Raw genomic sequence first — 26,771 nt, 5'->3', positions numbered from 1 at the left:
TCACCTAATTCCACGGTTCGCCGTCATGCTTCGGCGCAATCGGCATCGCAACCCGGGAAATATTGATCAAATGAGTATAATTCAGATTCTCTGAGATAATATTGTTTCCCCAAGAGCCGCAGCCTAGCGAAACAGTCGGATTCAATCCATTAGCTGGAGATCCGCCCGCATCAATCGGTGGCTGATTCACCACGACACGACTGACTGGCAATACTTCTCCTGCATAAATTCGGTGCTCTTTGCTGTTGCTGAACAATCCTGCCGAGTGTCCTGAACCTTCCCACAATAGGTTTTCCCGAGCAAAAGCGACGGCCTGTTCAAAGGTATAGTAGCTTTTCAATGCGAGAACCGGCGCCATTTTTTCTTTACAGAACAGCTCCTTCTTGCCGACCGCATCGACCTTCACAGCGATGATCTCGCTATCTGCCGGAATGCTGAGCCCCGCCGCTTCTGCGATTCGTTGAGGGTCCTGTCCAATCATTTCCGGATTTGCTTTTCCTTCTATAAAAAGTACGTCCCGTAATTTTGTTAAGTCTTCTTCTTCTGTGAACAGCGCTGCCTTTTTATCCTTCAATTGTTCAAACAATTCCACTTCTTTTTCCTCTGGATAGAACAAGCTTTGCTGACACGCGCATACGATGCCGTTATCAAAAGAACGCCCGATCACTGAAAGCTCTGCGGCAATCTCAACATCGTAATCCCGGTCCAAAATTGCTTGTACATTTCCTGGTCCTACCCCATAGGCTGGGTGACCGCTAGAATAAGCCGATTTCACCAATCCAGGTCCGCCTGTTGCTACGATCAAGTCGACAGACCGCATAAGTTCTTGTGACAATTCGATACTTGGCTCTTCAATCACTTGCAGCAGGTCTCTTGGCGCACCAATGCTGACAAGTGCTTCGCGCATCAATTCAATGGTTTCCTTTGTTGTTTTCTTTGAACGAGGATGCGGGGATACGATCATGGCATTTCTTCCTTTTAATGCCATCAAACCATTTCCCAAAGGTGTGATCGTCGGGTTTGTCGTTGGCGTGACTGATCCGATGACGCCGCGAGGATGTGCAATCTCAATTAAGCCTTCCTCTGGAATCTCCCGAATCACGCCGACAGAAGGTTTGTCCTTTAAGCTCGCAAAGATGTTCGTCGCCATGCCTTGGTTCTTACCGATTTTATGATCCAAACGCCCTAATCTGGTCTCTTCGATCGCTAACTTTGCTAACGGCTCTGCTTGCTCAAATACTGCTTTCGAAATTACGTAAAGCATCTCATCCACTTGTGCCTGATCGTACCCACTGATTTTGTCCATTGCGATACGTGCCTGTTGTACCATTTCCTCAATTGCCATTTTCCCAAGCTCCTTTCATTTTTACATACAAACATGTATGTATCTTACAATTCCAATATAAGGATTAATGAAAGCGCTGTCAATTTAGTGAAAAAAAGAACTTGTTCACGAAAGACTGCTGTGAACAAGTTCTCCTTTTTTTTAAATGTTCCTAAAAATAATCGAAATACTGCAAGTGATGGCCTCTGGTGTGTAATTTTTTGTGACCTCGTCTGGCGTTCCAGAACCATACATTCCTTCAAAATAATTGTAAAGCATACTGGAAACAGCCGCTGCCTCATTCTCATTTAACCCTTCTTTTCTCAATCCCGTTAAAAAGAACTCGTACAAACGCCCGCGCGTCTCACGGAAAATATCCAGCAGCTCCGCAAATTCTGGATAGACCTCCATGGTTTTCAGTGATTGCTGCATAAATTTGAATTCCGCTTGATTTTGTGACGGTACGATCAGTATTTTTACGACTTTTTCCTCAAAGCTCAAGTCTTCGTCTCGCATGATCGCCCGTTTCTCTTCTTTGATTTTTTCGATGGTCATTTTGATCACTTCACTAAAGATCTCTGACTTATTCTTGAAATGCCAGTAAGCCGCACCCCGACTAACATTGGCATCTTTTGATATTTTGTCTAAAGAAGTATTTTCAAATCCCACTCCATAAAAATTTTGAAACGCGGTTTCTAATAAACGCCGCTTCGTTACTAGGCTCTCTTGTTTTCTTTTCATTGTCATCTCTCCTGCGTTAAAAAAACAAAAATAGAGTCTTTTCCTCTCTTTTTTTATTTTTCTTACTTTCTAAAATAAATTCACGAAATGTATTACTTTGTGAAATTTTTCTTTTCTAAATCATTCATTTACTTACTTAAATATAAATAGAATACGATTACATTTTCACACACTTTTCTTCCTTTTAAAAGAGAAAAAGCTGCTAAGTTTTCACTCAGCAGCTTTTCTATAATGATTCTTTAGTTGATCGGCGGGATGATCGCCAATAATCCATTGCTCAATGTGATGGAGATTGATGCGGCTGTCGGCAACGTGTCTACCGCTGCTTTTTTCGTTGGCAGAGCAGTCGTTGCTAACGCGATCAAGCTTTCACCACGGAACAAATTAACAAATTGTTTCGTCGACATGATCTGCGGAATACGCGGGCTGTCGATCAGACTGGCAATCAATTTGGATTGAATGCGGTCATTGACATCAAAAACTGTCTTCGCAGACTGAACTTCTGGTCCAGCCGCTTTTACTTTCGTTTCTTTTGCATGATCAAATTCAGTTAAATCGTAGGCAGCAATGATCGCATTTAGCTTTTCAGCATATTGCTTGTCTGTGGCATAGCGGCCCTGCAAATGATTCGTCGCATCCTTGTAAGAGTCCGTTTGGTCTTTCCAAGCAGACTTATAGAACTCCTCGTTGCCTGAGATCCCTTTTTTGATCAGCTTCGCATAATCCTCCAGTGATTCTTTATAGGAAGGATATTTTCTGAATTCTGATGTGATTTGGAAATTCGCGCCATCATTGTCTTGTTCAAGCGTTTGGAATGTCACGCCTTGATCCTTGAATTTCCCTTTGATCCCGAACAAATTATAATTTGGTTCGCTTGCTAATGAGCTGTTTCCTGAACCACTTTCCAGGATGGCTTGAGCGATCATGACGGAAGAATAGATATCGTTCTTCTGTCCGATCTCACGAGAAGTTTCACCGATTTTCTTAATGAATTGATCGGTTGTTTGATTTTTATTAAAAATGAATGGTTGATTGGTGCTATATTCCCCGAAGGCATTTGATAACGAGCCCGTTGCCTTTGGTAAGCCAGCAATGTTCACTCGAACGGCAAAGGTCGGTGTAAAATCGCTAATGTTTCCGATCTTAACGACATCGCCAGGCTGCGGTGCGTGAATGTATTGGCCATTGCCAATATAGATCGCCACGTGAGTCGTGACACTTGTTGGCGCTCCCCAAAAGAGTAAATCCCCTGGTTGTGCTTCGCTAACAGGAATCTGAGTTCCAGCGTATTGTTGGTCGCCCGTCCATCCGCCGATATTGTGACCTGTTGCATTTGCATAAACAACGTAGGCTAACCCAGAACAGTCAAAGGCATTAGGTCCTTTAGCTCCCCATACATACGGTTTGCCAAGGTAACGATACGCCTCTTGAACGATCGCGGTTTGTACATCGTTGCTAAATGTTGGTGCTGGTTGATTTGAAGGCACACGAACATCTGCTGGTGCAGCAGAGGCGTCCCCTTCTGGCTGCCGAGCTTCCTGTTGCGTTGGCTGACTAGAAGCTGCTTGATTTTCTGCCGGTTTTGGTGTGTTTTGAGCACCATTATTGGCTGACGTACCTGTTCCGCCAGTGTGATTGTTTTGATTGTTTGTGTTGCTGCCATTGCCATTGTCCGGTTTTGGTTTTGACTTTGATTTAACAATAAAATGTATTATAGCACCATTCGAAGGCATGATAAAACTATTGTTCATTTTATCAATATTAACCAAATTGTTATTACTATCTGTAATTTCCAAATTATTTAGTTCGAAACCATCCTTGATTTTTATAGTATAAGATGTTTTAGTATTTGGTTTTGGATTACCTTCTAATTTAAAAGAATTCCCATCATCTTCATAATAAGTCCCATTTTTCCCATTAATTACAATATTCAAACTTTCTATTTCATTCGATGAATTTGAATTATCTGGTACAGAAGTGTCTGTTCCTTCTGTACTCGAATTTTCTGTTGGCTGCGGTGCAGGAGTTGTACTCGAATTTTCTGTTGACTGCGGCGCAGGAGTTGTACTCGAATTTTCTGTTGGCTGCGGCGCAGGAGTTGTACTTGCGACGGTGCTGCTTTCATCCGCAAAAACTTGTTGTGAAGATAAAAGAGTCGGCCCAAATAAAGTTCCCAGCGCTAGCAAGCTTATCATTTTGTTGTACTTCACATGTATACCTCATTTCTTAATTTAAATACACGGTGGTATATAATTATTTTCCTTAATTACTCACTATATTAACATTAATTTAATGGTGTGTCTAAAGACCTGTCTCTTATACACATCTAGATGTGTATAAGAGACAGGCTTATTTATGTGTTTATATTTTCTTCTTAAAAGATATATTCAAAAAATATGATTGCGAATGAAATCAATTTATTAATAATAATTTTAAAATACGAATCATTTTAATGATTATTTTTTGACATTTTTATATAGTAAACATACGCATAAAATGAAAGAAATCTCGGATTATCATAATAAATACGACAATCCGAGATTTTTTAAAGTATCGCCTGTATTCCTGTCATCAGCAGCGTGCATACCACGATCGTCAATGCCGCGTTGTCTACGTGGCTGTCAACATTCGTATTGAAGCTCCGTTGGAAAAAATTCCCCAAAAAGCCCGCAAGTAATCCAAAGGCGATCGCAATCGCCATATTTCCAAACATCAAGGTCGCTGTTCCCGTCACTAAAGTAATATGATGGGTCACTGGTATCGGCAGTCCAAAATATAAGACGATCAAGGACAATCCGCTAAATCCGAACATCAGCACATCTACTTGAGTCATGCTCACCACTTGGAAGGTGACGACAGCCAGTGCAGCTATCCAGATAGCCGTGAAAAATAAATGATTCGCCGAGAGATCATAACGCTTTTCCCCGGTCGAAAACTTTCCAGTCAGCCCGCTTTTGCCAAATAGCAATCGCGCCAATATTCCTGTGGCAGCTACCGTTGTTGCACTAGCATCCATCGGCGATTCTATCACTGTCAAGGCAGTAACGAGTAGAAAACCCACCACTCCGAACAAACCGCCGACAAGCAACGTCGGAATATCTTTCATTTTCATTAAAGGGGTGATGGTGTCCGCCCCGGTAAATCCTTCGATACTTTTGGCAAATTCTTCATCATGAGACAAATTCATTCGGTGGCGCCCGTAAAAGGCCGCTGCCCCTACACCACCTACAAAGGCGATATGAGGCGCAAAGGATGTTCCAAATGCGACCTGCAGTAAAAATGTATCGCCCCCACCAGATAACGCGATCGCTGATCCCAAAAGCACCATCAATCCCATAAAGATGAAGAGCGTCGTGCCGCCGAACAAGGCACCGAAGACCCCGCCGGCAAAAGCGCCTACCAATGCTAAAAACATATCCATCGTTTTTTCCTCCTATTCTTCGTAGAAAGGAATCGGGATGATCGTCCCCGCATTCATCGTATTGTTTGGATCAAATGCCTGCATCAATTTCTTTAATACGATAAATGAAGATTCATACTCATCCTTCACATACGGTGCACGCGCTTTACCGATTCCGTGATGGTGACACATACTGCCGCCGCGTTTCAAGGTTTCCTCCACAATGATTTTATTTACTAAATGATGGTATTTCGTCACTTCATCCTCTGGATCATCCGATTTCACCTGATAGCCATAAACAAAATAGATATTCGTTCCATTGATATAGCTGTGAGACGAATGCCCGCCAATGCCATCCATGTTCGGCACTTCCTTCATCACCCGTGCGACTACTGCTTCAAAAATCGCGTGGATCTCGCTCCAGCCCGCAGATATTTCTGTCGTGTAGCCGACATGGCCTGTCTGTCCAAACTCCGCGATTTCCTCATTGATCCGCTGGTGATCCCAGTTTAAGTTATTTAGCCAATCAATCATTACTTGATTGTCCATCTCTTTAAATTCAGCATCCTGCGCGACGATTTCTTTGATCCCTTTTGCTGTCGCCTCAGAGATCAAGGCATTTCCTTCTGTTGAGAACATCAAGATGTGCTTGTCCTCGACTCCTTTTGAGAAGGAGTGGATGCTGGCATCGCCCGCATCATAAACCCGAGCAACAGCAGGCTTGTATCCAGCTATCATGACTTCCCGCAGCATTTCCCAGCCCTTTTCTAACGTTTCAAACTGCCAAATCATGTATTGGGAATTCTCTGGCAGATAGCTGAACAACTTCACCGTCACTTCGGTGATGAAGGCGATCGCCCCTTCATTCCCAACAAAAATATGCCGAATATCCGGGCCTGCTGCGCGTCGCGGCACATTCTTGATGCGAATCACTTCCCCCGTCGGCAAGACCGCCTCGAGACCAACGATCATATCCTCAATTCCCCCATATAAGGTAGACAATTGACCGATACTGCGCGTCGCTACTAATCCGCCGAGCTGTGCGGCCGGCTTAGACTGGGGTGAATGCCCCGTTGTATAGCCCATCTTCCGCAGGTGGTTTTCTAATTCCTCTAGGGAAGTCCCGGCTTGTGCCGTCACCTGCATATTTTCTGTATCGATGTTGATGACCGTATTCATTTCAGAGCCGTCTATTAGAATGTACAGCTTGCGGGCACTCTCTAGGCCTTGCTCGATGCCGGAATTTCCCGTCCGCGGAACGACATTGATCCCGTTTTGATCCGCAAAAACGAGAATCCTTGAGACTTCTTCTGCTGTGTGCACCTTGACGATGGCTTCTGGAATCGGCCGTGTGTAGGATTCTTGTGCCTTTTGCCATTTTCGGAAGGTATCGATACTGTTCTTTTCTCGTTCCTTCTGATCCGTCTCGACATGGTCTTTTCCGACAATTTCAATAAGTTTATCGACAATCTCTTGATTCGTGATTGTTTTATTTTTCGCTTCTTCGATCGTAATATCTGCTACATAGTTTTCTGTTGTTTTCATTCTGTAAACGCCCCTTCTGTTACTTCATTTGCTGTTTTATAGTATTGATCGGTGATGTCGCGAATAGACGCATAGTTTTTAACGGCTGTTTGATAGACGTCTGCGTTTTCCGCATTTGGTTCAAAGGTATCTGCTTGACGCACCATTTTTTCGATCGCTGTTTCATAATCGGGATACACACCCAATCCAACAGCGACATTGAGCGCTGCCCCGAGGGAAGCTGCACCGTTGATGACATTTCGTGTAGCTGGCAGATTGAAGACATCCGCAAAGATCTGCATGAAGAGATCACTATTTGATCCCCCACCAGTAATCACTAATTTACTGCGAGTGATTTTCTGACGATCCAGCATGGCATCTACATTTAATTTCATCGTGTAGGCGATGGCCTCTAGAATCGAACGATAGATATGGGCATTCGTATGCCGTTCATCAAAGCCAAGGATCGTTCCTTTGCGGTACAGCGCTTGCTGATGGGGCAGCCAGTCAAGGACGGTCATCAAGCCATCGCTTCCGGCTGGAACATCCAAGCCTGCTTGGTTCATCAGTTCTTCAGGAATCGTCTCCAGAGACAACGCCTCTTTCTGCCATGGTTTTGCTAAAACATCATTGATGAACCAGCTAACCATCCACATCCCCCGACGGATGCCGCCAGATTCATTTAAGAAAACATTCGGTATCGATGCTGGATTTGACCAATAAGGCAATTCGGGATCAAAGGGGGTGTACTCATTCGCGATCATTCCCGCGATATACGTCCCTAACGAGATCAAGACCGTATCTTCATCAATCAAGCCTGCCCCCAATGCCTCTACCGCTTTGTCATTGGCTGTCGCGATGATTGGTAAATGAGCGGGCACATTCATTCGTGCCGCCTCATCCGGCAGCAGTGTTCCTAAAACGTCGCCAGGCATTTTCAACTCCAATAGCATGTCTCGCGGCATCCCAAAGTAGTCAAATAGATCAGGATTGTCACTCCAATCCCACTTTTCAGGATCGATCGGCCATGCTCCTGCGTAATTCGAAAAGGTATCCACAAAATTCCCTGTCATCCGCACCGTCAAATATCCCGTGTCTGCCGATAAATAAGCCACTTCTGGATTTGTGCCTTGATATGGATAACCGATCCGTTCATCCATCCATGTTTGGATCGGCTCTGCCAATGTGCCGTCTTTCTTCATTAATACCCGATCAAAACGGATACTCCCCAGCCCGATTCCGATAATTTCCTTTGGATCACCAGTGAATCTTTCCATCAGCTCCTGCATGGTCTCCACGATGCTCTCGTAAATATCTTCATGCTGTTCAGCGACCCCGCCTGGTGCCGTGACCATCGCCTGTAAAGGGTGCTTGGCTGAACACAGCTCATTGCCTTCAAAATCAAACACACTGATTTTTGTCGATTGAGTCCCTTGGTCGATGGATAAAATATATTTCCCCATTCTAGTTCCTCCTAATTTTTAAAATAAAAAAAGGCACACTCAATGAAGAGCCTGCCTTTCCCTCGTTTCTAGCAACCTGTCAGTTTCTACTATTTAATTGTTAAATGCTCCAGCACTCTTTATTCGTCGTTGAGATGCCGATCGCGCCGGCATTCAGCGCATTTAAGATATCCTGCTTTTCACAAACCAGTCCGCTGGCGATCACGGGTGTTGGTCCCGCTTCATTCACCTGCTTGATGATTGAAGGCATCAAGCCAGGCATGATCTCAACCACGTCAGCGTTTGAGATCTGGTATTGCTTTTTCAAAGCGATCAGTGAGCGCGAATCCATCATAGAATAGCGATGGACTGTCATCAAACCTAACCGTTTCGCCTCAACGATCAAGGTTGCCTTCATAGAGACGATGCCGTCTGCCTTCGCCGTGCGCCGAATATAGTCAACAGCGATTCGATTTCCTGCCAGACCGTCGATCAAATCGATGTTGATTAAAACGGTCTTGCCTGCATCCTTTAGGCGTTTGACGATTTTGGGCAAGCTCATGATGTCGCCGCATAGTACAAAAACGACCTCCGCGTCAAGCGCGATCACTTCATCGATCTGCTTCATATGGTTAATAGCCGGGATTACCGGATTGTCCTCAATCAATTCTTTCAAATAAGCCATCTCTTTTTCCCCCTGTTAAGTTGTAAAACGGTGGTGTAGATCGGGTGCTGTAGATCGATAGTAGCCCACAGAGGAAAACGCTGTCAATATTAATGTTTCTCTTTGTACGCCTTCACGTAGCGATCCACTGCTAAGATCGCGTCTATCACACTCTCCGCAGAGACTTCGGCTGGCAATTTATGGATAGACTCCCATGGGGCCGTTGCCGTTTCTCCAACTGCTCTTAATTCATCCGCAGTAATATCCTCAAGCCCTTGATCGGCTAAAGTAGTCGGCAGATTCAATTCTAATAATAGCTCAAGGTAACGATCGAATTCTTCCGTTTCTACCCCTTCCATCATTAATTGGCACAAAATACCAAATGCCACACGTTCGCCGTGCATCAAGTTTTTGCCGCGACCAAGAACGAGAAAGGCATTTTGGATCGGATGAACCGCACAAGTTCCTCCACTTTCAAAGCCCAGTCCGCTCATTAAGATATTCGCCTCAATGACGTATTCTAATGCGGGCGTCACGACCTTCGCTTCATTCGCCTGGATGGCTTGACGGCTATAGTTAAAGATGATTTCCTCACATTTTTCCGCGATGGCAAGTGAGGTCAAGGTTTGATTGGCTTGCAATATCGTAGACTGCTCGGCTTTTTTGATGGCTCTCGCTTCGATCCACGTGGATAACGCATCGCCAAAGCCAGCGGCTAAGAATCGAGAAGGGGCATTTGCGACGACTTGGCTATCTACCATGACCAAATCAGGATTCTTTCCATAGAACAAGTAATTTTCTAAACTGCCGTCTTCTTTATAAATAACAGACATTCGCGATGTCGGCGCATCTGTTGACGCCAAGGTGGGGATGATTACTAGTGGGATGGATAGATTGTGGGCCACGGCTTTCACGGTATCGATCGTCTTTCCTCCGCCGATCCCGATAATGAAGTCCGCCGCCAAGTCTTTAGTTTGAGAGGTGAACTTCTCGATCGCTGCCATCGAGGCTTCCCCTTCAAACACCTGCTTCTGCACATCAAATTCTTCCCCATTGAGATAATCGGCAAAGTCGTTCCCGACCATTTCCATGACGAAAGAATCGCCTAATAAAAAGGGCTTCGTTCCGAATTTCGTTAAATAGTCTTTCCCCGTTTTTAAAATATTTTTTCCTAATATGAAATCTGATGGACTTACAAAAATTTTGGTCATCGTTTCTTCCTCCTCCATTTTTAGACACAAAAAAAGGCACACTCCAAGTAGGAGGTTGCCTTTCGCTTGTTTGTCTGTCAACCACTGACAATATACCACGTCAAGAAATCGTTTTCAACCCTTTTACTTTTCTACCTAATCCATTCAATGAATAAAAGCTGCTCACTCGCGCCAGAGCAAGGATCTTCACTTGTTATTTCTCTTCGCACGCTCGATCCTTCACGATTTTTTGCATCAATTTTGAGATGGAGCGCTCGTGGAAATGGGTCATCCGCACACTTTCGCCGCTTTCTGTGCGCCAAATCTTATTTTCATAAAATCCAACACAGTCACGGTTGCCATCCATTAACTCTTTCGCATAGCCCAAAACAAGACGAATAGCTTCTCGTGTCGGCTCGTCACTCTTGAAATACCCTGGGTAGCTGCGCAGGTACTCATCAAGGTCACTGTTCTTTGAAACTTTCCAATCTTCAATAAAATCATCTAGCGCTGTCACAACGTTGTTCGTTTGAATTTTCCATAAGGTTATATCTACATGGTTCTCCATATGTTTGATCCTCCCGTTTTTGAATCCCTTTACAACTACATTATAAAGTGTTTACATTTTAAATGGCTGAGATATCTGCAAATTTTTTATTAAAAATCGTCAAAAAATTACATTTATTTTTAGGTAAACTTCAAATAAATGGAGTTTACCTAAAATAATATGCATCAGTAGATTTAACTTCTTATTGTCAGAACTTTCAGTTATACTGGTACTAATTGATTTGAGAAGGATGATTACGATGTTACCATTTTTAATAAACAAAATTACCCAACGCTGGAAAGGCAACAAACGGACAAGCGTCGGCATACTAGCAGGGATTTTAGGGTTGATCTCTAATCTCATGCTTTTTTTAGCTAAATTTTTTATCGGTTCTATTTCAGGAAGCGTCTCGATCATGGCAGATGCCATGAATAACTTGTCAGATACCGCCTCTTCAATTATCACCCTAGCAGGCTTTAAGATTGCCGGAAAACCGGCTGACGAAGGACACCCCTACGGACATGAACGGTTTGAATACATCAGCGGCTTTATTATTTCTATTTTAGTCACCTATGTCGGCATCCGTTTCTTGGACAGTTCCTTTCTTAAGATTCTTCATCCCAGCAGCGTGTTACTGACCCCGATTGTCTATATCGTGTTGATTTTATCCATTTTAATGAAATTTTGGCAATCGTTTATGTATCAAAAATTAGGCAAGGAAATTCATTCAGATACGTTAAGGGCCACTGCGCAGGACAGTATCAATGACGTGTATACGACCATCGCTGTTTTGATCTCCGCGATCATTGAATGGTTCAGCGGTTGGCGCATCGATGGCTACATCGGTTTTTTGATTGCTCTGTACATTATTTACTCAGGGGTCAAAATGATCTTAGGCTTTATCAATGATTTGATGGGGGTTCGCCCGCCAGATACCGAGGTATTAGCCATTCGGAAGCACCTCGATAATTTCCCTAATATTATCGGGTACCATGACCTATTGATTCACAGCTATGGACCAAACAGCATCTTTGCGTCTGTCCATATCGAGGTTGATCAGGATTGGACCTTGTCACACGCTCATGAGGTGATTGATTCCATCGAATACGAGGTCAAAGAAAATTTAGGCGTTGACTTGGTGTGTCACGTGGACCCCTACCCTCTTGACGATCCAGACTTCAAACGGATTGCGCCGGAACTAAAAAAGGTTTTAAAAGAAAGCCATCAACACCTTCGCTTTCATGACTTGAGGGTAGATAAGACCACCACGCCTGAAACGATCTATTTTGACTTGGTGGTTCCTGAAGAATTAAAGAAAGTATCGAACTCGGAATTACAGGATCAAATCAGCGCCCGCTTCATTTCACAAGGGGAACCCGCAAAACTAGTGATCACCTTTGATCGCACCTATCTTTTATAAAGCGAAAGAGGCTGTGACATAAGTCTCTAAGTAAAAAGCCAGTGAAATGACGAGAATTCGTTCATTTCACTGGCTTTTTTGGGTAAACTAAAAGAGTACGAGATGACGCTCGTACTCTAAATCATTCAACCCCCGAAAGGATCAAAATCATGCATACAAATTATAACATGAATCAACTCACTTTAGATATCACAACTTCTTACATTCCAAAAGAAGATAGCACGGCTTGGTTTATCAATGAACTTGTCGAATCCCTTGAAATCAAAGAGCCTTATCTTTTTGGTCGACCGCGGAATTATGATTTAAGCGCGATGTTAAAACTAGTTCTTTTCGCTTATACGCGGAGTGTATTTAGCAGTCGGAAAATTGAGCAATTAGCTGAAGAGAGCCTACCGGCTCGATGGTTGACGCAAGAACAGATCCCGACTTACCGAACCATTGCCCGTTTCCGCGTATCTAATGAATTAGAAGCATTGATCGAAAAGGGGCTTGATTCATTAATTCATTATCTTAGGGAGCAACAATTGATTACTCATTCAATTTTTATCGATGGGACGAAGCTTCTCGCGGATGCCAATAAATATAGTTTCGTCTGGAAAAAGAGCACAATCAAATATGACAAAATGAACCGTGAACAGCTCGTCTCTTTGATGTCTGAACTCAAAGAGGCGCATTTAGCGAGTCATGTTCCTGAAGGAACCTCACTCACATTAGATATGTTGGATGAAGTACTTACAAGGTTGGAATTACGGTTAGAAGAATTGGAACAAGAAGTACTTGAAACCAGAAAGGTTTCACCAAATCCAGCCAAACAACAACGCCGTAAATTAAAAGCACAAAAACGAAAACTAAGCGAACGTCGGGATAAAATGGCGGAGTATCAACAGCGCTTAGCTATTTGTGGTGCCCGTAATAGTTATTCAAAAACAGATACAGATGCCACCTTTATGCGTGTCAAAGAAGATCCTATGCGTAATGGGCGATTAAAGCCTTCGTTCAACCTTCAAGTAGCCACTAGTAACCAGTTCATTTTAGATTATGATGTCTATCAAAATCCAACGGATACGAAAACCCTCCCAGCATTTATAGAAAAAATGAACGGGGCGGGTCGACTTCCTAAGTATATTGTGGCGGATGCCGGATATGGCTCAGAACAAAATTATCGGTATCTTGAGGATGAACTACCGAATCATATCGCATTGATTCCTTACTCTACGATGTTGAAAGAGCAAAGTAAGAAATGGCAGTCGGACGAACGAAAAGTCATGAATTGGACGTATAACGAACAAGAGGATTATTACATTGATCCCAAAGGAGTTCGTTTCAATTTCAATACATATAGAACAGATACGGATAAAGTCGATGGGTTTGTTCGAGACTTCAAAGAGTACAAAGCAGAAAAATATACGGAAAATAAAGAAGTGATTCAAGAAGCGTTGACCCAAGGGGGCAATACACGCATCATTAAGGTCAATCCTTCGTTAGAATACTTTAAAGCAAAACAACGCACCTTGCTTTCAGAACCTGAAAATGGAAAAATCTACGCACAAAGAAAAATTGACGTAGAACCAGTCTTTGGGTGGATGAAGGCTTGTTTGCATTTCACTCGATACCATGTTCGAGGCCTAGAAAAGGTGAAAAAGGAAACGGGTATCCTTATCATGGCATTAAATATGAGAAAGTTAGCCGCAATGAAACGGCTTGGCACCTTGAGTACATAAAAATTGGCTTCCAGAAATCATTAAATGATTTCTGGAAGCCAATTTTTGTTCGATTAAGGATTACGACTTATGTCACAGCCTCTTTTTATGCGTTTCGTTCAACTAATTGATAATAACTTCTCGCCGTCAGACGATACACGATGAAATACAAGATGGCAAAGACGATCGTCACGACTCCGCATACCATCAAGAAAAGCTGTCCGTTTACCAAACCAAATAAAATCAGTAATTTCTTGATCAAAGGAAACGCAAAGCACAAATGAATGATCGCCATAAGTAATGGGAAGGAGAACACCATCAGAATTTGACTGCTGATCACTCGTTTGACCTCCTGATGACTCATCCCCACCTTTTGCAGAATCTCAAAGCGTTCACGATCCTCTAATCCCTCAGAAATTTGCTTGTAATAGATAATCAACGCGGTCGCTAAAATAAACGTTCCGCCAAAAATAATCCCTAAAAACATGAAGCCTGCGGTGATGAGGCGATTCTCAGAAACAAAAGTCGCTTTGTCGTCAAATTTAAAGTTTTCAACGCCTACCTCTTGCTGCAGCCGATTTCTCAATGTATGAGCGACGTCTAATTGCTGCTTTTCACCGCTGTTCTGTAAATTGAAAGAGAAGCTGTATTTAGGAAGATGCAATTCACTCTTTGCATTTTTGGGCAGCCAATTTTTTAAACAGCGATCAATCACTTCCTGATTGGCCATCACGACAACATAAGAATCCGTCAATTCGACCTGCTGATTGATACCTGGAAAGGCGTCAATGCGTTTTTTGATTTGAAAGGTCTGATCACTCAATGTCAATTGTTTTCCTGAATGCGTACCGCTGACTGGGTAAAAATAGACCTCGTCTTGAGATAATTCTGCTTTTTGATTGGTTTGCTTCTCGTATTCTTGCGCAGTCATGAAAAGCATCATCGCAACTTTCGCTGATTTCACCTGATAAAAGTCATCTATATCAATGTATTGATACCGGTTCTCCTTCTTCAAAAACATCATACTTTGCGTTGACGTCAGATAGACCTTGTCAGAAAACGACAGACTATCTTCTTTACGAACGTCTTCAATCACCTTTTCTACCTTCTCCGGGTGCTGATTCGTTGAAATGGAAATATCCCGCGGATAACGACCATTTTCGACATCCTGTTTTCCGATATAAAGACTTGTCGTCGTCGCAACGGTCACTAAGACCATGGTCGATAGAATGCAAATACTTGCTAACCCTGCTGCGTTTTGCTTCATTCGATACATCATACTTGAGATAGAAATGAAATGATTGGTTTGATAGTAAAATCCCGCATTCTTCTTTAAAAGCTTTAGTAACGCAATGCTCCCTGTCGTAAATAAGAAATACGTCCCTATGATTACTAAGAGTACCGCGATGAAAAATTGTGACAAGGCGGCTAATGGCGCCTCAATGGTCACCGCGATCCAATACGCACTCCCTAAACAGCCCAACCCGATGAGTGCCAAGAGCCAATTAGCTTTTGATTCCTCTTCGCCTTTTTTGGTTCCCTGCAAAAGAGTAATGGGATTGGTCCGATGGATGTGAATGCAGTTGATCACAAATAACAAAAGAAAGACCGCAGCGAATAAAGCTACGAGAAGCCCTATGCTTACAAAAGACGTATAAAAAACAAAGTTCACTCCCGCACCGATCATCCGATGCAAAACAAGGAAAGAAAATTTTGCCAACACCAATCCCGTGATGACGCCGCTGATGATCACTAAAAGAAAGCTGAACAAGGATTCCCACAGCAGCAATTGATAAATCTCCCGTTTTCCTAAGCCTAAAATATTGTACAGTCCCAGTTCCTTTTTCCGTTGTTTCAATAAAAAGCTGTTCGTATAAAACGAGAAGATGACTGTAAAAATAATAATGATCACCTGTCCTAATCCGAACATCGTGCTTGCGGAAGCTCCCCCTGGCAAGGTACGCATTCCCTCATTTTTAACGAGCATTAGCGAAATCGTATTTACAGCTACCAGAAAGAGCATCGACAGCAGAAAGGGCAAGTAGCCACGATGATTTTTTCTCAAGTTCGTTAATGCTAATTTTGCATAAAACATCTGCTACGCCTCCTTTGATAGTAAGGCTGTCAGTGTTTCATTGATCGTCTCCAAAAACTCGTGATTGGCCTTGTTTCCACGATACAACTGATGATAAAGCTGTCCATCCTTAATAAAAAGAACCCGATTGGCATGGCTCGCGGCGATCGAACTGTGGGTCACCATCAAAATCGTTTGGCCCTTCTCGTTCAGCCGTTGGAAAACCTGAAGGAGCTGTTGGGAGGTTTTAGAATCCAACGCCCCTGTCGGCTCATCTGCCAAAAGCAGTTCAGGTTCAGTTATGATCGCTCGTGCAATCGCGACCCGCTGCTTTTGCCCGCCTGATAATTCATAAGGAAACTTTTCGATCAATTTTTCGATTCCTAGAGCGCTGACAATGGGCTTTAGTAAGCCTGACAGCTCTTTGACTGGCGTGCGGGATAGCACCAGCGGCAATAAAATATTGTCTTTGACCGAAAAAGTATCTAATAAATTAAAATCTTGAAACACAAAGCCTAAATGATCCCGTCGAAAAGCAGCCGCGTTTTTCTCCTTGATCGTATTCAAGCTTCTTCCATCTAATAAAATATTACCAGAAGACGGCTTATCCAGTGTCGCGATCAAATTCAATAAGGTGCTTTTTCCAGAACCCGACTCCCCCATAATCGCCACGTATTCTCCCTCGTCAACAGAAAAACTAATCGTCCGCAGTGCCTCCACCGGCAGCCCTTTAAATTGTGTTTGATAAATCTTTTTGACGCTCTCAACTTGCAATAATTCATTCATTGCGGCATCCTCCTAGTTCTTTTGATAGCAGTAAAGCAGCTTGGAGCTGCTCGTTTGCTCCTCTACTTCATCATAGAACCTTCTCTAAAAAAACACGACTTACGAAAAGAAATCCAAACTTACAATCATGAAAGTTTGGATTTATTCGAAGGCAGGGATTTCTTCAGGAAAGACGATCGTTACCGTTGTTCCTTTATTTACCTGAGAGTCGATGAGTATGCGGCAGCCCAATTTTTCAGCCGCCTGCTGACTAAGATACAGCCCCAGTCCACTCGCACGTTGCTGTTCCCGCCCATTTATTCCTGTGTACCCTTTTTCAAAGACCCGCGGCAGGTCCTCCGATCGAATGCCGATACCGGTATCTTGAATCATGAGCTGATTTTTCACAAAAAAAATCGTGATCGTGCCGTTCTCCGTATATTTGATGCCATTGAAAATCACTTGCTCCAAAATAAATATCAGCCATTTTTGGTCCGAATAAACAGTGCCTTCCAGTTGTTGAAGCTGCAGACTCAAATTTTTTTGAGAAAAAAAGGTCGCGTATTTTTTAACAACGGTTTTAACGATCGCTTCGATAGACAGTTGCTGAAACACAAAATCTGTCTGGTCTAAATGCTGCCGCATATAATTCAAGATCATTTGCAGGTACTCATTGATTTTAAACACTTCATTTTTCATCGTTCGAGGGTCCAACTGGCCCGATTGGATCACTAAGTCTAAAGCCGCGACAGGCGTCTTGATCTGATGCAGCCAAAGCCCAAAATCATCCATCATCGCCTTTTGTTTTTGCTGCAGCTCCTCTTGCTGCTGATTTTTACTTTCTAAAACAACCTGCAAAGTTTGTTGATACGTTTCTTCTGCCAGCGTCTCGGCCTTAGGCAAAAATAGCAGATTGCTCACCTGCAAATCTTTCGTTGCCAACAACTCCAGTTGCTGTTGTTTTCGAGAAAAGCGATAAAAGGAAACGATGGAATAGACCGCCAGTACAAACAGCGTAAACAATAGGCTATCCCAAATCGGTACAAAACTCGCGTCGTGGAGAAACGTCGTTAGGCAAATCAATCCCCAGAAAACAACGTACATGCCATAGAGGACACGGCGCTCAAAAAGAAAGGCTTTTAGTCGTCTCATGGCGTCTCCTCGATCAAATACCCTTTATTTTTGACCGTTTGAATCAGACTGTCGATGCCAAAATCCTTTAATTTTTTTCGTAAACGTGTCAGGTTGACCGCCAATGTATTGTTATCAATAAAATCATCACTCTGCCACAGCTTCTCAATAATTTGCTCGCGGGGAACGACCTGTCCCTGCGCAGCAAATAGGACACTCAAGATGCGTGACTCATTCGGCGTCAAAGGCAGATGATCCTCCGATGAACGAAGCTGGTTCATTGAAGGCAAAAACTGATACGATCCAAAGGAGTAGGTTAGCTGCTGACCGTATTGATAACTACGCCGTAACAGCGCTTGGATTTTCGCCTGAAGAATACTCAATTCAAACGGCTTTTCAATAAATTCATCCGCCCCCATATTCAAAGCCATCACTTGATTCATCTGATCCTTAGCTGACGAAAGAAAAATGATCGGCACCTCTGATACTTTTCGGATCTCCTGACACCAATAAAAGCCGTTGAAAAAAGGCAGCGAAATATCCAAGACAACCAGGTCCGGCTGCTCTGCCTGATACTCCTCAAAGACCCTTTGGAAATCCGTCGCCCTTACGCACGTGAATCCCCACTGCGTCAAATGCTGCTGAATCACAGAAACGATTGTTGCGTCATCTTCTACTAGAAAAATTTTGTTTGTCATCGTTATTCCTTCTGTTTTTCTTTCTATTATACTAAATATGAGAACGGCTCACCACTTAGGTAAGACGATGGGGCCTTCGTCGACGCCTAGTTAATTGACCGGCTGCGCAAGACATATAGTTACCCTTGTTATGGTAGTGATGCCGTTGTTCCAAAGCTATTCTTCAAGGTATGTATGATTACTGGATTTGATTTTTTGCAAAAAAACGACTTTCAGGCGGATTTCATAGGAAATCCGCCTCGTCTAGCTATAAAGTTGGTGCTCATCCCGCCTCAACGGTAGCATGTCTTCATGGTAAGACTGCTTTACCCTCTCCGATCAGTAAAAACCTTCCATCTTAGTCTTTTTTGTTATCCGCTGTCAACAAGCAACTTCGACTATCTCTAGCCAACTTAGAGTATTTACTATTGATAAATCAACGTTTTCCCTTCCCAAATACTCGATTTCCGAGGGTAACCATCGAAATTGCGGTTCGCTTTCTTTTTGAAAATCCGTTATCTTATAGTCACCGGCCGGAATAGCAACCTGATTACTAGAGAAAAACACAGGAATCAAAAATTAGGCAATTAGCTACAAGAATTAATGGAACAAAGACTCGAAAAAAGAAGCGCCTAAACTTGTAACATACAATCAATACAATTGATACTATCAATTACCCTAAGAAGGAGGAACAGATCCCATGAATGACCCACTTTTGACCCACCGTCAGCTTTTTTCTATGACGCCAAAGACACTTGAAAAACGCATTTCCGAACACTACTATACGACGCAAAACAGCAGCTTGACGATCAAGTATGCCTTGGCTTTACGAGTACGCTTTAAGCTGGGGGCAGTGGAGTTCAAGGACATTCTACGGGATCTGGTCCGCAAAGTCTTCTTAGAGACCAAAGCGACCCGCACCATGAAGCGCTTCTTCTATTATTTCCAAGATTACTTCATGGCGCCTGAATGGCAAGCCCTGACCCTTCAAACGTTTCCGATCCGAAAGTTCGGACAAAAGGCGTTGGCTGTTTTGCGTTCATTACTACCTGTTGCCCGTCCTGAAGAAACAAACGAACCGTGAGTTTAATGATTTTTCTGCGCAAAAAAACGAGAGAGGATGACAAAGATGACCAATGATCTAGTAACGACCTTCACGAAAGGCAATGGCAAGAACCATCGCTGGACCTATAAAAACATCGACACGACCCTGCCTGCCCACGAGATCAAAGAAGCTTGCGAACTCCTGACGACCTTAAATATTTTTGAACAAGACGGCGTAAAACTATTTGATACTGTTGTAACGGCAAAGATCGTGACGAAAAAAGAGACCGTGATTTTTGACAAACACTCAGAAAATGGGGCATCTGAACGTCCTGCCGCCTGCTTTCCTGGGGCTGATACTTTACCGTATTTGGCAACATCTAAAGCAGTACGTAAAGCAATATCTGAACCAGTGCCTCAAACAGTACCTGTCACAGCCAAACGCGCGCCGAAGCCAGTCTTTCCGACGGTCACACTGACAGACGGGTCAGACAACCAAGTCAACCAACAGTCATTAATAATAAAAGCACCATCAATCGGAGCCACGCACAAAAATGTCGGACAATTCCCGACTGTCAGTGGGTCGAAGCCCTACGAGGCGTCATCCAACCAAGTGACGCCCTCTCAGTCGAAGCCGCGAAAACGTCTGTTAAATAGGCTGTTTCACAAGAGTAAGCAGCAGGAATAACCTCGCGTATTTTTCGCATATTCTCTCGTAAAACGCGCAGAAATACCCTGTCGCTCACTGTGACACCCTCCCACACGGAAAGGAGGTGATGCATTCGTGAGCGATCTGATTCGATACGTCTTCGCCCCTCTTTTCGTGGGACTGATCATCGCCCTCGTCAACCACTGGCTGCGGGGGCGTGATCCATGACAAGACGCCAACGATCCCCCTGCGTATACGCAGGGGGATAAACGTGTTGTATTGTTTTTTAAAACGCACGATACACGTATTGATTTTTGGGTGCGCTGATAGTCGTTGCTTTCGTTACAGCAACTGATGGAATCTGCCGCTGAAAGGGTTCAAAGAAATCCAGCGTGATCGTCCCTTCGACATGCAGCCACTCATTATTTTTTACAGATATGTTTGGCGGCAGCTTGGTCATCAAGCCAAAAACGCCAGAATCAGCCACACAATGAATGATCCCAAATCGGAACAAGAAATCGTAAGTTTGGGTGTCTTTTTTTGTTTCATAAACGAAACCGTTAAAGGAAATCGTCTTACCGACAAAGGAATTTGGATAATTGTAAATTAATTCCATTACTTCTAAATAATTATCATCGGTCACTTCTAATTTTTGATCAGCCTCATATTTTTTCATTAGTTTCGTCATTTGATCATTATAGTCGCTCTTATTGTAATAAATACTTGTATCGGGTTTTAAATATTGCGTCGTCATTTCGGGATCTCCCACCGACTCCTTGCTGATTGGGAAGCTGAAGCCCTTTGCCTCAACGATCGTCGTATCTAAGCTGATCGTTGGAAACAGTGTCCCCACCACCAACGGCAGCGCCAGTAGAAGATAGGCAATTGCTCTTTGATAAGGCTTTGACAGTCCATGGTCATGTCCTGCGTGGTCATGATGAGCAGGATCATGTGCCCCCTTTTTCTCGCTTCCCGCCCAAATTTTTAATTGGACCAAGGCCAATACTAACGATAAAAACATCGTTAAGAAAATCAGATAGCGATAATGGACATTGATATATTGATCCAATCTGCCGGAAACCTGCAAATACATCATCAATTCAAAATAGCCGGATAAAATTAAAAAGCGTATCATGGGTCTCCTCCTATATCACGAATGCGTAGATCGTAACGATCACGCTGATCAAAGCAATCAATTGAATGATAAATTTCGTGTGAAAGCTGCGTTTCATCATTAATAAATTCTTGATATCTACCATTGGACCGAAGACTAGAAAAGCCACGATCGCGTTTGTTCCGAAAAGACTCAACAAAGAAGAGCCTACGAACGCATCGGCCTCGGAGCAAAGGGACATTGTGAAAGCCAAAATAAGCATGACTAGAATTCCGACGATTTTCGTCGAAGTCAATTGCAGCATAAAGTGGGTTGGTAGGTAGACCTGCATCCCGCTGGCGATCAGCGAACCAATGATCAAATAGCGCCCCGTATCGAAAAATTCATCGATCCCATGGGTGAGCACGGACCAGCTATTGCTGCGAAAGGTCTTTTTCGTTTCGGGCTCGTGTGTTTCTTCATGAAGGTGCAGCTCCTTCTTTAAAATCGGCGCGTGCTTGAAATAAGCCAGCCAAGAACCAATAAGCAACGCAACAAGCAAGCTGCCTACCGCACGTAAAAGCGCGAATTTCATACTATTCCCAAAAGCGATGTATGTTGAGAACAACACAATCGGATTAATGATGGGAGCTGTGACCATAAATGCGAAGGCTGTATGCTCAGGCACCCCTTTACGCATGAACTGTGTGATGATCGGCACGATCCCGCATTCACATGAAGGAAAAAAGAATCCTAAAAATGAACCCACTACAATAGCCAAAAATTTGTTATTTGGTAGAATCTTCTGTACTCTCTCCGGGGTCAAGAAAACCTGCAGGGCACCTGAAATGATGCACCCTAATAAAACGAAGGGAATCGCTTCGATCACGATCGATAGAAAAATCGTACTCATCTGCAAAACTGAATGTGGCAAAAAATTAAACATGGGTGTCCTCCATTTTTTTTACTGTTTTAAGATATACTCTTTTTGCTCAAAAGACACAAGAAAAATTTAATTCACAAACTTTTTTTTAGACTTTTTTATGCTTTTCACAACTTTTTGGGACAAAAAAAACCCACTCAGATGAGCGGGCGTTCGTTGACTATTTTACAGCGTCTTTTAATTGCTTACCAGCCTTGAATGCTGGTGATTTGCTTGCTGCGATCGTGATCTCTTCACCTGTTTGAGGGTTACGGCCTTTACGAGCGGCACGTTCGCGTACTTCAAAGTTCCCAAAGCCGATGACTTGAACCTTTTCACCCGCTTTTAATGATGATTGGATTCCTTCAAATAAAGCATCTACAGCTGATGTTGCGTCTTTCTTAGTCAATCCAGTTTTTTCTGCTACTTGTTCAACTAAACTTTGTTTATTGATCATAATGTATAGCCTCCACAATCTTTTTTAATGTATTCCAAAGACAATTCTATTCGTTATTGGATAGAAAGGCAACCGTTAACACTCTTTTTCTGCTTTTTTCAATTCTTTCTTTTTTGTTTAATAGCTGTCTCTTATACACATCTAGATGTGTATAAGAGACAGATCATAATGTATAGCCTCCACAATCTTTTTTAATGTATTCCAAAGACAATTCTATTCGTTATTGGATAGAAAGGCAACCGGTCTCTTATACACATCTAGATGTGTATAAGAGACAGGTATTACCCCTTTTTGAACATTATATTAAATAAAAAAAATTCAAGGGGTACGATTATATGAATCTAAGAGGGTTAATGAAAAAGGAAACGACCAGACGTCTAAGACTGGTTGAAGAATTATACTATTCAAAAGAAATTGTTACTTCTGATTATTTAATGGACAAATTAAAGTGTTCACTACCGGCACTGATTAGTGATATTCGTTTTTTAAATAGCGAGCCATTGCCGCTGAAGGTGACGAAAATCAAAGGGGTCTACACGGTGGATTTTGATTTTTATGCGACGATCGATACCGTGTACGCGTATATTCTGCGCACCAGCTTGGAGTATCAGACGATCCGTAGTCTCTTTTTTGAGAAAAGCAGCAGCATCCAGCCTGCAGCGAATCGTTTAAATTGTAGTTTTTCCAATATGCAGCGCTATTTGAAATCCATTGACAGTGAAGTAACCGGCTGGGATATCTCTGTTGAGCATCGCCCTATCCGGCTTGGCGGCGATGAGAACGCGGTCCGTCATCTTTATTATTTATTTTTTAAAGAATCGCGGCTTGCTTTTACTGAATATACTTTTTCCAAAGAAATCATCAAAGTCGTTGATCGATTGATCCGCAGAATTCTTGAGGACAATCACATCACAAACAATATGACGATCCATTTTCAATTGATGCATAGTTTTCTGATCGGCCTGCAGCGTCAAAAATGTGGGCATTACATCAGTGACCTTCCTTTAGACAGCGGTTTGATCATCCCGGATGTTAGCAGGCTTCAATACATGACTCGATTGTTCAAACGTGAATTGCGATTGGACTTCTCCGATCTTCAATTAAGAGAATGTTTGTGGCCTTTGTTTTCCCATCAGCTTATTTTAAATCGGCAACAGCAGTCACTGGCACATAAAAGAAACAAGCGTTTAGCGCAATTTTATGAGCTTCATCATTTGCTATTAGAAGAAGTGAGTCGTCTATTGGCGGTTCCGCTCTCTCAATCCGAAATAGTCGAAGCCTTGAGACTCTTGGGGAATGAATTGTTTTGTTATTATCCTCACAAAAAAACCATGGATATCCTGCAGGAAACGGATCAAATCATGGTGGATCTGATTGACAACAAATTTAGTCGCGAGATCCGCAAGTTGGAAGACATCGTCAGAAGATTTCTGATTCCTCAGGAACGCGAAGACTTTATCCCAAAATATATTCGCTGCCTGGTTACGAGCATTGATAATTTATTGCAGCGTTTGGTTGACTCTGATAAGCCAATCAAGATCTTATTATTATCTGATACTTCTACAACTCAGGAACGTTTTTGGCATGCGACGTTTCCTGCTTTTATTAAAGGCTCGGTTCAATATGAATACTTTGAAACGCCTTTTATAAAACAAGACCAACTAAATGACTTGACCAAGCAATACGATCTGATCGTCACAAATGTGACCATGCCAGATCTCATGCCAGCCTGCCCGTTGATCGCGGTCAATGCCTATCCAACGGCAAAAGATTTTGAGCGTATTCAACGATTTATTAATCAATATGAATCGCTCCCCTCACGAAAGGAACAATTTAATGAACTTACGCCGTCTACTTAAACGAGAAAGTCAGCGACAGCTACAAATGATCGAATTGCTTTATTACTCCAAACACCCTCGTTCCAGCGAGGAATTGGCAAAATTGATGGATTGTACGATACCGGTTATTTTAAGCGATATTCGATCCATCAATCTACAAAGTGAATATTACAAAATCACACGGGACAGCAGCCTGTATCAATTGGAATTAAAGGACAATGCGACGATCGATGTGATTTTTTCAACCATGCTGAATAATTCATTGGCCTTCAGAATTTTGGAGGCCCTCCTTTTCGAAGAGAGCTATACCCTGAAGGAGCTCTCTAAGAAAGCCTTTTGCAGCTTATCCAACCTTCAATACACAATGAAAAAAGTGGAAGATGCGTTAGCGAAATGGAAAATAACGATTTACCGACGTCCCTTTCGGATCGTCGGGGATGAAGTAGCGATCCGTCATTTGTTTTTTTTATACTTCTCAGAAAAAAAGGTGGTTCGAGAAAATACCCGTTTCAGTATGGAGTTTTTCAAATTTGGCGATGGTGTCGTTCGATCCATGATCGAAAAGAATCACTTATCGGTGTCTTTGGGGCAATACAATCGTTTGAGCATCACGTTTTTTGTTAGTTTGGTGCGAATCTCCAGAGGGCACCGGATGATGTATCGGAAGCTGAGATCGACAGCGATCGTGCCGCCAAGCTATCGCTCCATCAAAAATTTTAGTCCCTATTTACGGAAGGAATTACATTTGGTGTACTTAGATGATGTGATGAAGGACAGCTTCTGGCTGCTCTATTCCGATCTTTTTCTGCTAGGGGAAGAACAGAAGAACCATGTTTTGCTGACGAACCATGCGTTGGCCTTTCACTATGAGGTCCATTACGAACTGGTGGAGCGACTCAGCGGCATGCTTGTTACGCCATTGAACGAGGAGCAGCAGGAACAGCTCATTATCATTTTGATCAATCAGCACCTGTTTCACGCCAGAACAAAGGAGTTCATCAGCGTGCTGCAAGATCCGAAGAAGGATTGCATCACGCTTCTAGAGACCTTTCACGCCCACTGTGTCCATCAGCTGCGTAATCTAGTGATTGATTTCACGGAAGAATACCAGTTGTTTCGTTCACCGGAATTTGTCGAAAATTATATTTACCAAATCATCGCCACGATCCCAAGCTGCTTGAACGGAATGAAAAAATCAGAAAAACCCGTCAACCTTTTGGTCGTATCCACGGATTCAAAAATGCAGGAAAGCCTGCTGACGGAGCTTTTGCGCCTTTCTATCCGCGGAAATTATGCCATCCATCAAATAAATGTTACCCAAATACATAAAAGAAGTTATCGGGATGTCTTTGAAGAATATGATTTAGTGATCAGCAGTTCGACCTTCGACGTCCCCCGCTGCAAGACGCCGATCATCGCAGTCGAGCTGTGTCCAAGTGTCCAGTCCTTGAATAAGATCCAAAGCCTGGTGGACCAAATGAACGAGCAAAAAAGCAAAGCGGTATACGCATAAAAATGGACCTGAGCGCTTACTGCTCAAGTCCATTTTTAGCTGCAATTAAACGTGCCAGTTCCTTTTCCATCGAGGCCTTCTCCGCCGTTAAACTGTCGATCATTCGCTGATATTTTTCGGTCCCGTTTCTTTTGCGGATGACATTCAATTCGACGAAGGAATACAGGATGACGACGGCTGACAAGCCAATGATCACTGCAAAAATAATTCCTGTATTTAGTCGTAACAATGTATATAAAAAGACGATCGCCGCAACCACGATTTCAATGATACTCAGTTTGGCTCGGCGTCCTCCTCCAAATAGCACACGCTTCAATGTTGAACCATGAAGCAATTCCTCATAACGAGTCAAGCGCGCTTCAAGAAAGCTGACCTGCTCTTTTAGTTGATCGATTCGTTGATTATCTGACATAGTGTTCTCGCTCCTTAATATCTTGACTCTTATTATCCCTAGTAATCTCCGCTTTCGCAAATATTTTATTTGTTATTATAGAAATAATAACTTTTTAACGGCGTTGACAAAGAGGCATGTCCGTCGCTAGAAAAAATGAGAATATGTAAAGGGTACCATTTGGTCACAATGACCCTTCTGCCAGAAAAACTTCTTAAATTCTTATTTGAATAACGGGAAAAGTCTTGTACAATAACTTTGTAAG

At 42.9% G+C, this 26,771-nt stretch carries 24 protein-coding genes; 7 read left to right on the top strand and 17 right to left on the bottom strand.

Going from position 1 to position 26,771, the window contains the following annotated elements:
* Nucleotides 1-4 precede the first annotated feature (4 nt).
* The 9 genes from A5868_RS15870 to A5868_RS15830 form a co-directional block, all read right to left on the bottom strand.
* A complete protein-coding gene (locus A5868_RS15870; RefSeq protein ID WP_086304752.1) occupies nucleotides 5-1,345 on the bottom strand; it encodes an aldehyde dehydrogenase family protein in 1,341 nt (446 codons plus the stop codon).
* Between the two features lie 141 nt (nucleotides 1,346-1,486).
* Entirely contained in the window at nucleotides 1,487-2,065 is a 579-nt protein-coding gene (locus tag A5868_RS15865) for a TetR/AcrR family transcriptional regulator (RefSeq protein ID WP_086304750.1), read from the bottom strand.
* Between the two features lie 239 nt (nucleotides 2,066-2,304).
* Nucleotides 2,305-4,275, bottom strand: a complete 1,971-nt coding sequence (locus tag A5868_RS15860) for a glucosaminidase domain-containing protein (protein WP_176281333.1) — start codon at nucleotides 4,273-4,275, stop codon at nucleotides 2,305-2,307.
* Between the two features lie 335 nt (nucleotides 4,276-4,610).
* Nucleotides 4,611-5,486 carry a hypothetical protein gene (locus tag A5868_RS15855; RefSeq protein ID WP_086304748.1) on the bottom strand — a complete coding sequence of 292 codons (876 nt, stop codon included), beginning with the start codon at nucleotides 5,484-5,486 and terminating at the stop codon, nucleotides 4,611-4,613.
* Between the two features lie 12 nt (nucleotides 5,487-5,498).
* Nucleotides 5,499-7,010, bottom strand: a complete 1,512-nt coding sequence (locus tag A5868_RS15850) for an FAD-binding oxidoreductase (RefSeq protein ID WP_086304746.1) — start codon at nucleotides 7,008-7,010, stop codon at nucleotides 5,499-5,501.
* Nucleotides 7,007-8,452, bottom strand: coding sequence for an FGGY-family carbohydrate kinase (locus A5868_RS15845; protein ID WP_086304744.1), 1,446 nt, complete (start codon nucleotides 8,450-8,452; stop codon nucleotides 7,007-7,009). The genes A5868_RS15850 and A5868_RS15845 overlap by 4 nt, the downstream gene beginning before the upstream one ends.
* A gap of 100 nt (nucleotides 8,453-8,552) precedes the next feature.
* Nucleotides 8,553-9,116, bottom strand: a complete 564-nt coding sequence (locus A5868_RS15840) for a glycerol-3-phosphate responsive antiterminator (RefSeq protein WP_010779322.1) — start codon at nucleotides 9,114-9,116, stop codon at nucleotides 8,553-8,555.
* 89 nt (nucleotides 9,117-9,205) lie between these two features.
* Nucleotides 9,206-10,306 carry a glycerol dehydrogenase gene (locus A5868_RS15835; RefSeq protein WP_086304742.1) on the bottom strand — a complete coding sequence of 367 codons (1,101 nt, stop codon included), beginning with the start codon at nucleotides 10,304-10,306 and terminating at the stop codon, nucleotides 9,206-9,208.
* 193 nt (nucleotides 10,307-10,499) lie between these two features.
* Complete coding sequence (locus A5868_RS15830) at nucleotides 10,500-10,853, bottom strand: hypothetical protein (protein ID WP_071875837.1); 354 nt, start codon at nucleotides 10,851-10,853, stop codon at nucleotides 10,500-10,502.
* A gap of 238 nt (nucleotides 10,854-11,091) precedes the next feature.
* Between A5868_RS15830 and A5868_RS15825 the strand changes: the two genes are divergently transcribed.
* A complete protein-coding gene (locus tag A5868_RS15825) occupies nucleotides 11,092-12,252 on the top strand; it encodes a cation diffusion facilitator family transporter (protein ID WP_086304740.1) in 1,161 nt (386 codons plus the stop codon).
* A gap of 149 nt (nucleotides 12,253-12,401) precedes the next feature.
* Entirely contained in the window at nucleotides 12,402-13,973 is a 1,572-nt protein-coding gene (locus A5868_RS15820; RefSeq protein ID WP_086304605.1) for an IS1182 family transposase, read from the top strand.
* An 85-nt stretch (nucleotides 13,974-14,058) separates the two neighbouring features.
* Here the strand turns inward: A5868_RS15820 and A5868_RS15815 are convergent, their stop codons facing one another.
* The 4 genes from A5868_RS15815 to A5868_RS15800 all read right to left on the bottom strand — a co-directional run bounded on the left by A5868_RS15815 (nucleotide 14,059) and on the right by A5868_RS15800 (nucleotide 18,620).
* Complete coding sequence (locus A5868_RS15815; protein ID WP_086304738.1) at nucleotides 14,059-16,047, bottom strand: ABC transporter permease; 1,989 nt, start codon at nucleotides 16,045-16,047, stop codon at nucleotides 14,059-14,061.
* Nucleotides 16,048-16,050: 3 nt separating this feature from the next.
* Nucleotides 16,051-16,812 (bottom strand): ABC transporter ATP-binding protein, encoded by a 762-nt coding sequence (locus A5868_RS15810; RefSeq protein ID WP_086304736.1) that lies wholly within the window; start codon nucleotides 16,810-16,812, stop codon nucleotides 16,051-16,053.
* Nucleotides 16,813-16,953: 141 nt separating this feature from the next.
* Complete coding sequence (locus A5868_RS15805) at nucleotides 16,954-17,943, bottom strand: ATP-binding protein (RefSeq protein WP_139843617.1); 990 nt, start codon at nucleotides 17,941-17,943, stop codon at nucleotides 16,954-16,956.
* Nucleotides 17,940-18,620: a response regulator transcription factor gene (locus A5868_RS15800; protein WP_086304735.1), complete on the bottom strand. Its 681-nt coding sequence runs from the start codon at nucleotides 18,618-18,620 to the stop codon at nucleotides 17,940-17,942. The genes A5868_RS15805 and A5868_RS15800 overlap by 4 nt, the downstream gene beginning before the upstream one ends.
* 679 nt (nucleotides 18,621-19,299) lie before the next feature.
* Between A5868_RS15800 and A5868_RS15795 the strand changes: the two genes are divergently transcribed.
* The 3 genes from A5868_RS15795 (at nucleotide 19,300) to A5868_RS18830 (ending at nucleotide 20,520) form a co-directional block, all read left to right on the top strand.
* The gene (locus A5868_RS15795; RefSeq protein ID WP_086304733.1) at nucleotides 19,300-19,683 is read left to right on the top strand and encodes a hypothetical protein; all 384 of its coding nucleotides are present in this window, start codon (nucleotides 19,300-19,302) and stop codon (nucleotides 19,681-19,683) included.
* 45 nt (nucleotides 19,684-19,728) lie between these two features.
* Complete coding sequence (locus A5868_RS15790) at nucleotides 19,729-20,331, top strand: DUF2922 family protein (RefSeq protein ID WP_176281332.1); 603 nt, start codon at nucleotides 19,729-19,731, stop codon at nucleotides 20,329-20,331.
* A 96-nt stretch (nucleotides 20,332-20,427) separates the two neighbouring features.
* Nucleotides 20,428-20,520, top strand: coding sequence for a type I toxin-antitoxin system Fst family toxin (locus tag A5868_RS18830; RefSeq protein WP_114525459.1), 93 nt, complete (start codon nucleotides 20,428-20,430; stop codon nucleotides 20,518-20,520).
* Nucleotides 20,521-20,578: 58 nt separating this feature from the next.
* Here the strand turns inward: A5868_RS18830 and A5868_RS15785 are convergent, their stop codons facing one another.
* The 3 genes from A5868_RS15785 to A5868_RS15775 all read right to left on the bottom strand — a co-directional run bounded on the left by A5868_RS15785 (nucleotide 20,579) and on the right by A5868_RS15775 (nucleotide 22,764).
* Complete coding sequence (locus tag A5868_RS15785) at nucleotides 20,579-21,427, bottom strand: TIGR03943 family putative permease subunit (protein ID WP_086304729.1); 849 nt, start codon at nucleotides 21,425-21,427, stop codon at nucleotides 20,579-20,581.
* Between the two features lie 10 nt (nucleotides 21,428-21,437).
* Nucleotides 21,438-22,331 carry a permease gene (locus tag A5868_RS15780; RefSeq protein ID WP_086304727.1) on the bottom strand — a complete coding sequence of 298 codons (894 nt, stop codon included), beginning with the start codon at nucleotides 22,329-22,331 and terminating at the stop codon, nucleotides 21,438-21,440.
* A 157-nt stretch (nucleotides 22,332-22,488) separates the two neighbouring features.
* Complete coding sequence (locus A5868_RS15775) at nucleotides 22,489-22,764, bottom strand: HU family DNA-binding protein (RefSeq protein ID WP_010779334.1); 276 nt, start codon at nucleotides 22,762-22,764, stop codon at nucleotides 22,489-22,491.
* A gap of 335 nt (nucleotides 22,765-23,099) precedes the next feature.
* Here A5868_RS15775 and A5868_RS15770 point away from each other — a divergent pair, with 335 nt between their 5' ends.
* Both A5868_RS15770 and A5868_RS15765 read left to right on the top strand, forming a co-directional pair.
* Nucleotides 23,100-24,623 carry a helix-turn-helix domain-containing protein gene (locus A5868_RS15770; protein ID WP_086304725.1) on the top strand — a complete coding sequence of 508 codons (1,524 nt, stop codon included), beginning with the start codon at nucleotides 23,100-23,102 and terminating at the stop codon, nucleotides 24,621-24,623.
* Entirely contained in the window at nucleotides 24,601-26,115 is a 1,515-nt protein-coding gene (locus A5868_RS15765; protein ID WP_010779336.1) for a helix-turn-helix domain-containing protein, read from the top strand. The genes A5868_RS15770 and A5868_RS15765 overlap by 23 nt, the downstream gene beginning before the upstream one ends.
* Nucleotides 26,116-26,131: 16 nt before the next feature.
* Here A5868_RS15765 and A5868_RS15760 read toward each other — a convergent pair whose 3' ends face one another.
* Nucleotides 26,132-26,527 carry a hypothetical protein gene (locus A5868_RS15760; protein ID WP_010779337.1) on the bottom strand — a complete coding sequence of 132 codons (396 nt, stop codon included), beginning with the start codon at nucleotides 26,525-26,527 and terminating at the stop codon, nucleotides 26,132-26,134.
* Between the last annotated feature and the right edge of the window lie 244 nt (nucleotides 26,528-26,771).

This window comes from Enterococcus sp. 12F9_DIV0723 (genome assembly GCF_002174375.1).
GTDB lineage: Bacteria > Bacillota > Bacilli > Lactobacillales > Enterococcaceae > Enterococcus_A > Enterococcus_A gilvus.
Note: the sequence above shows the minus strand (reverse complement) of the source record. Positions and strands in the feature narration are given on the sequence as shown.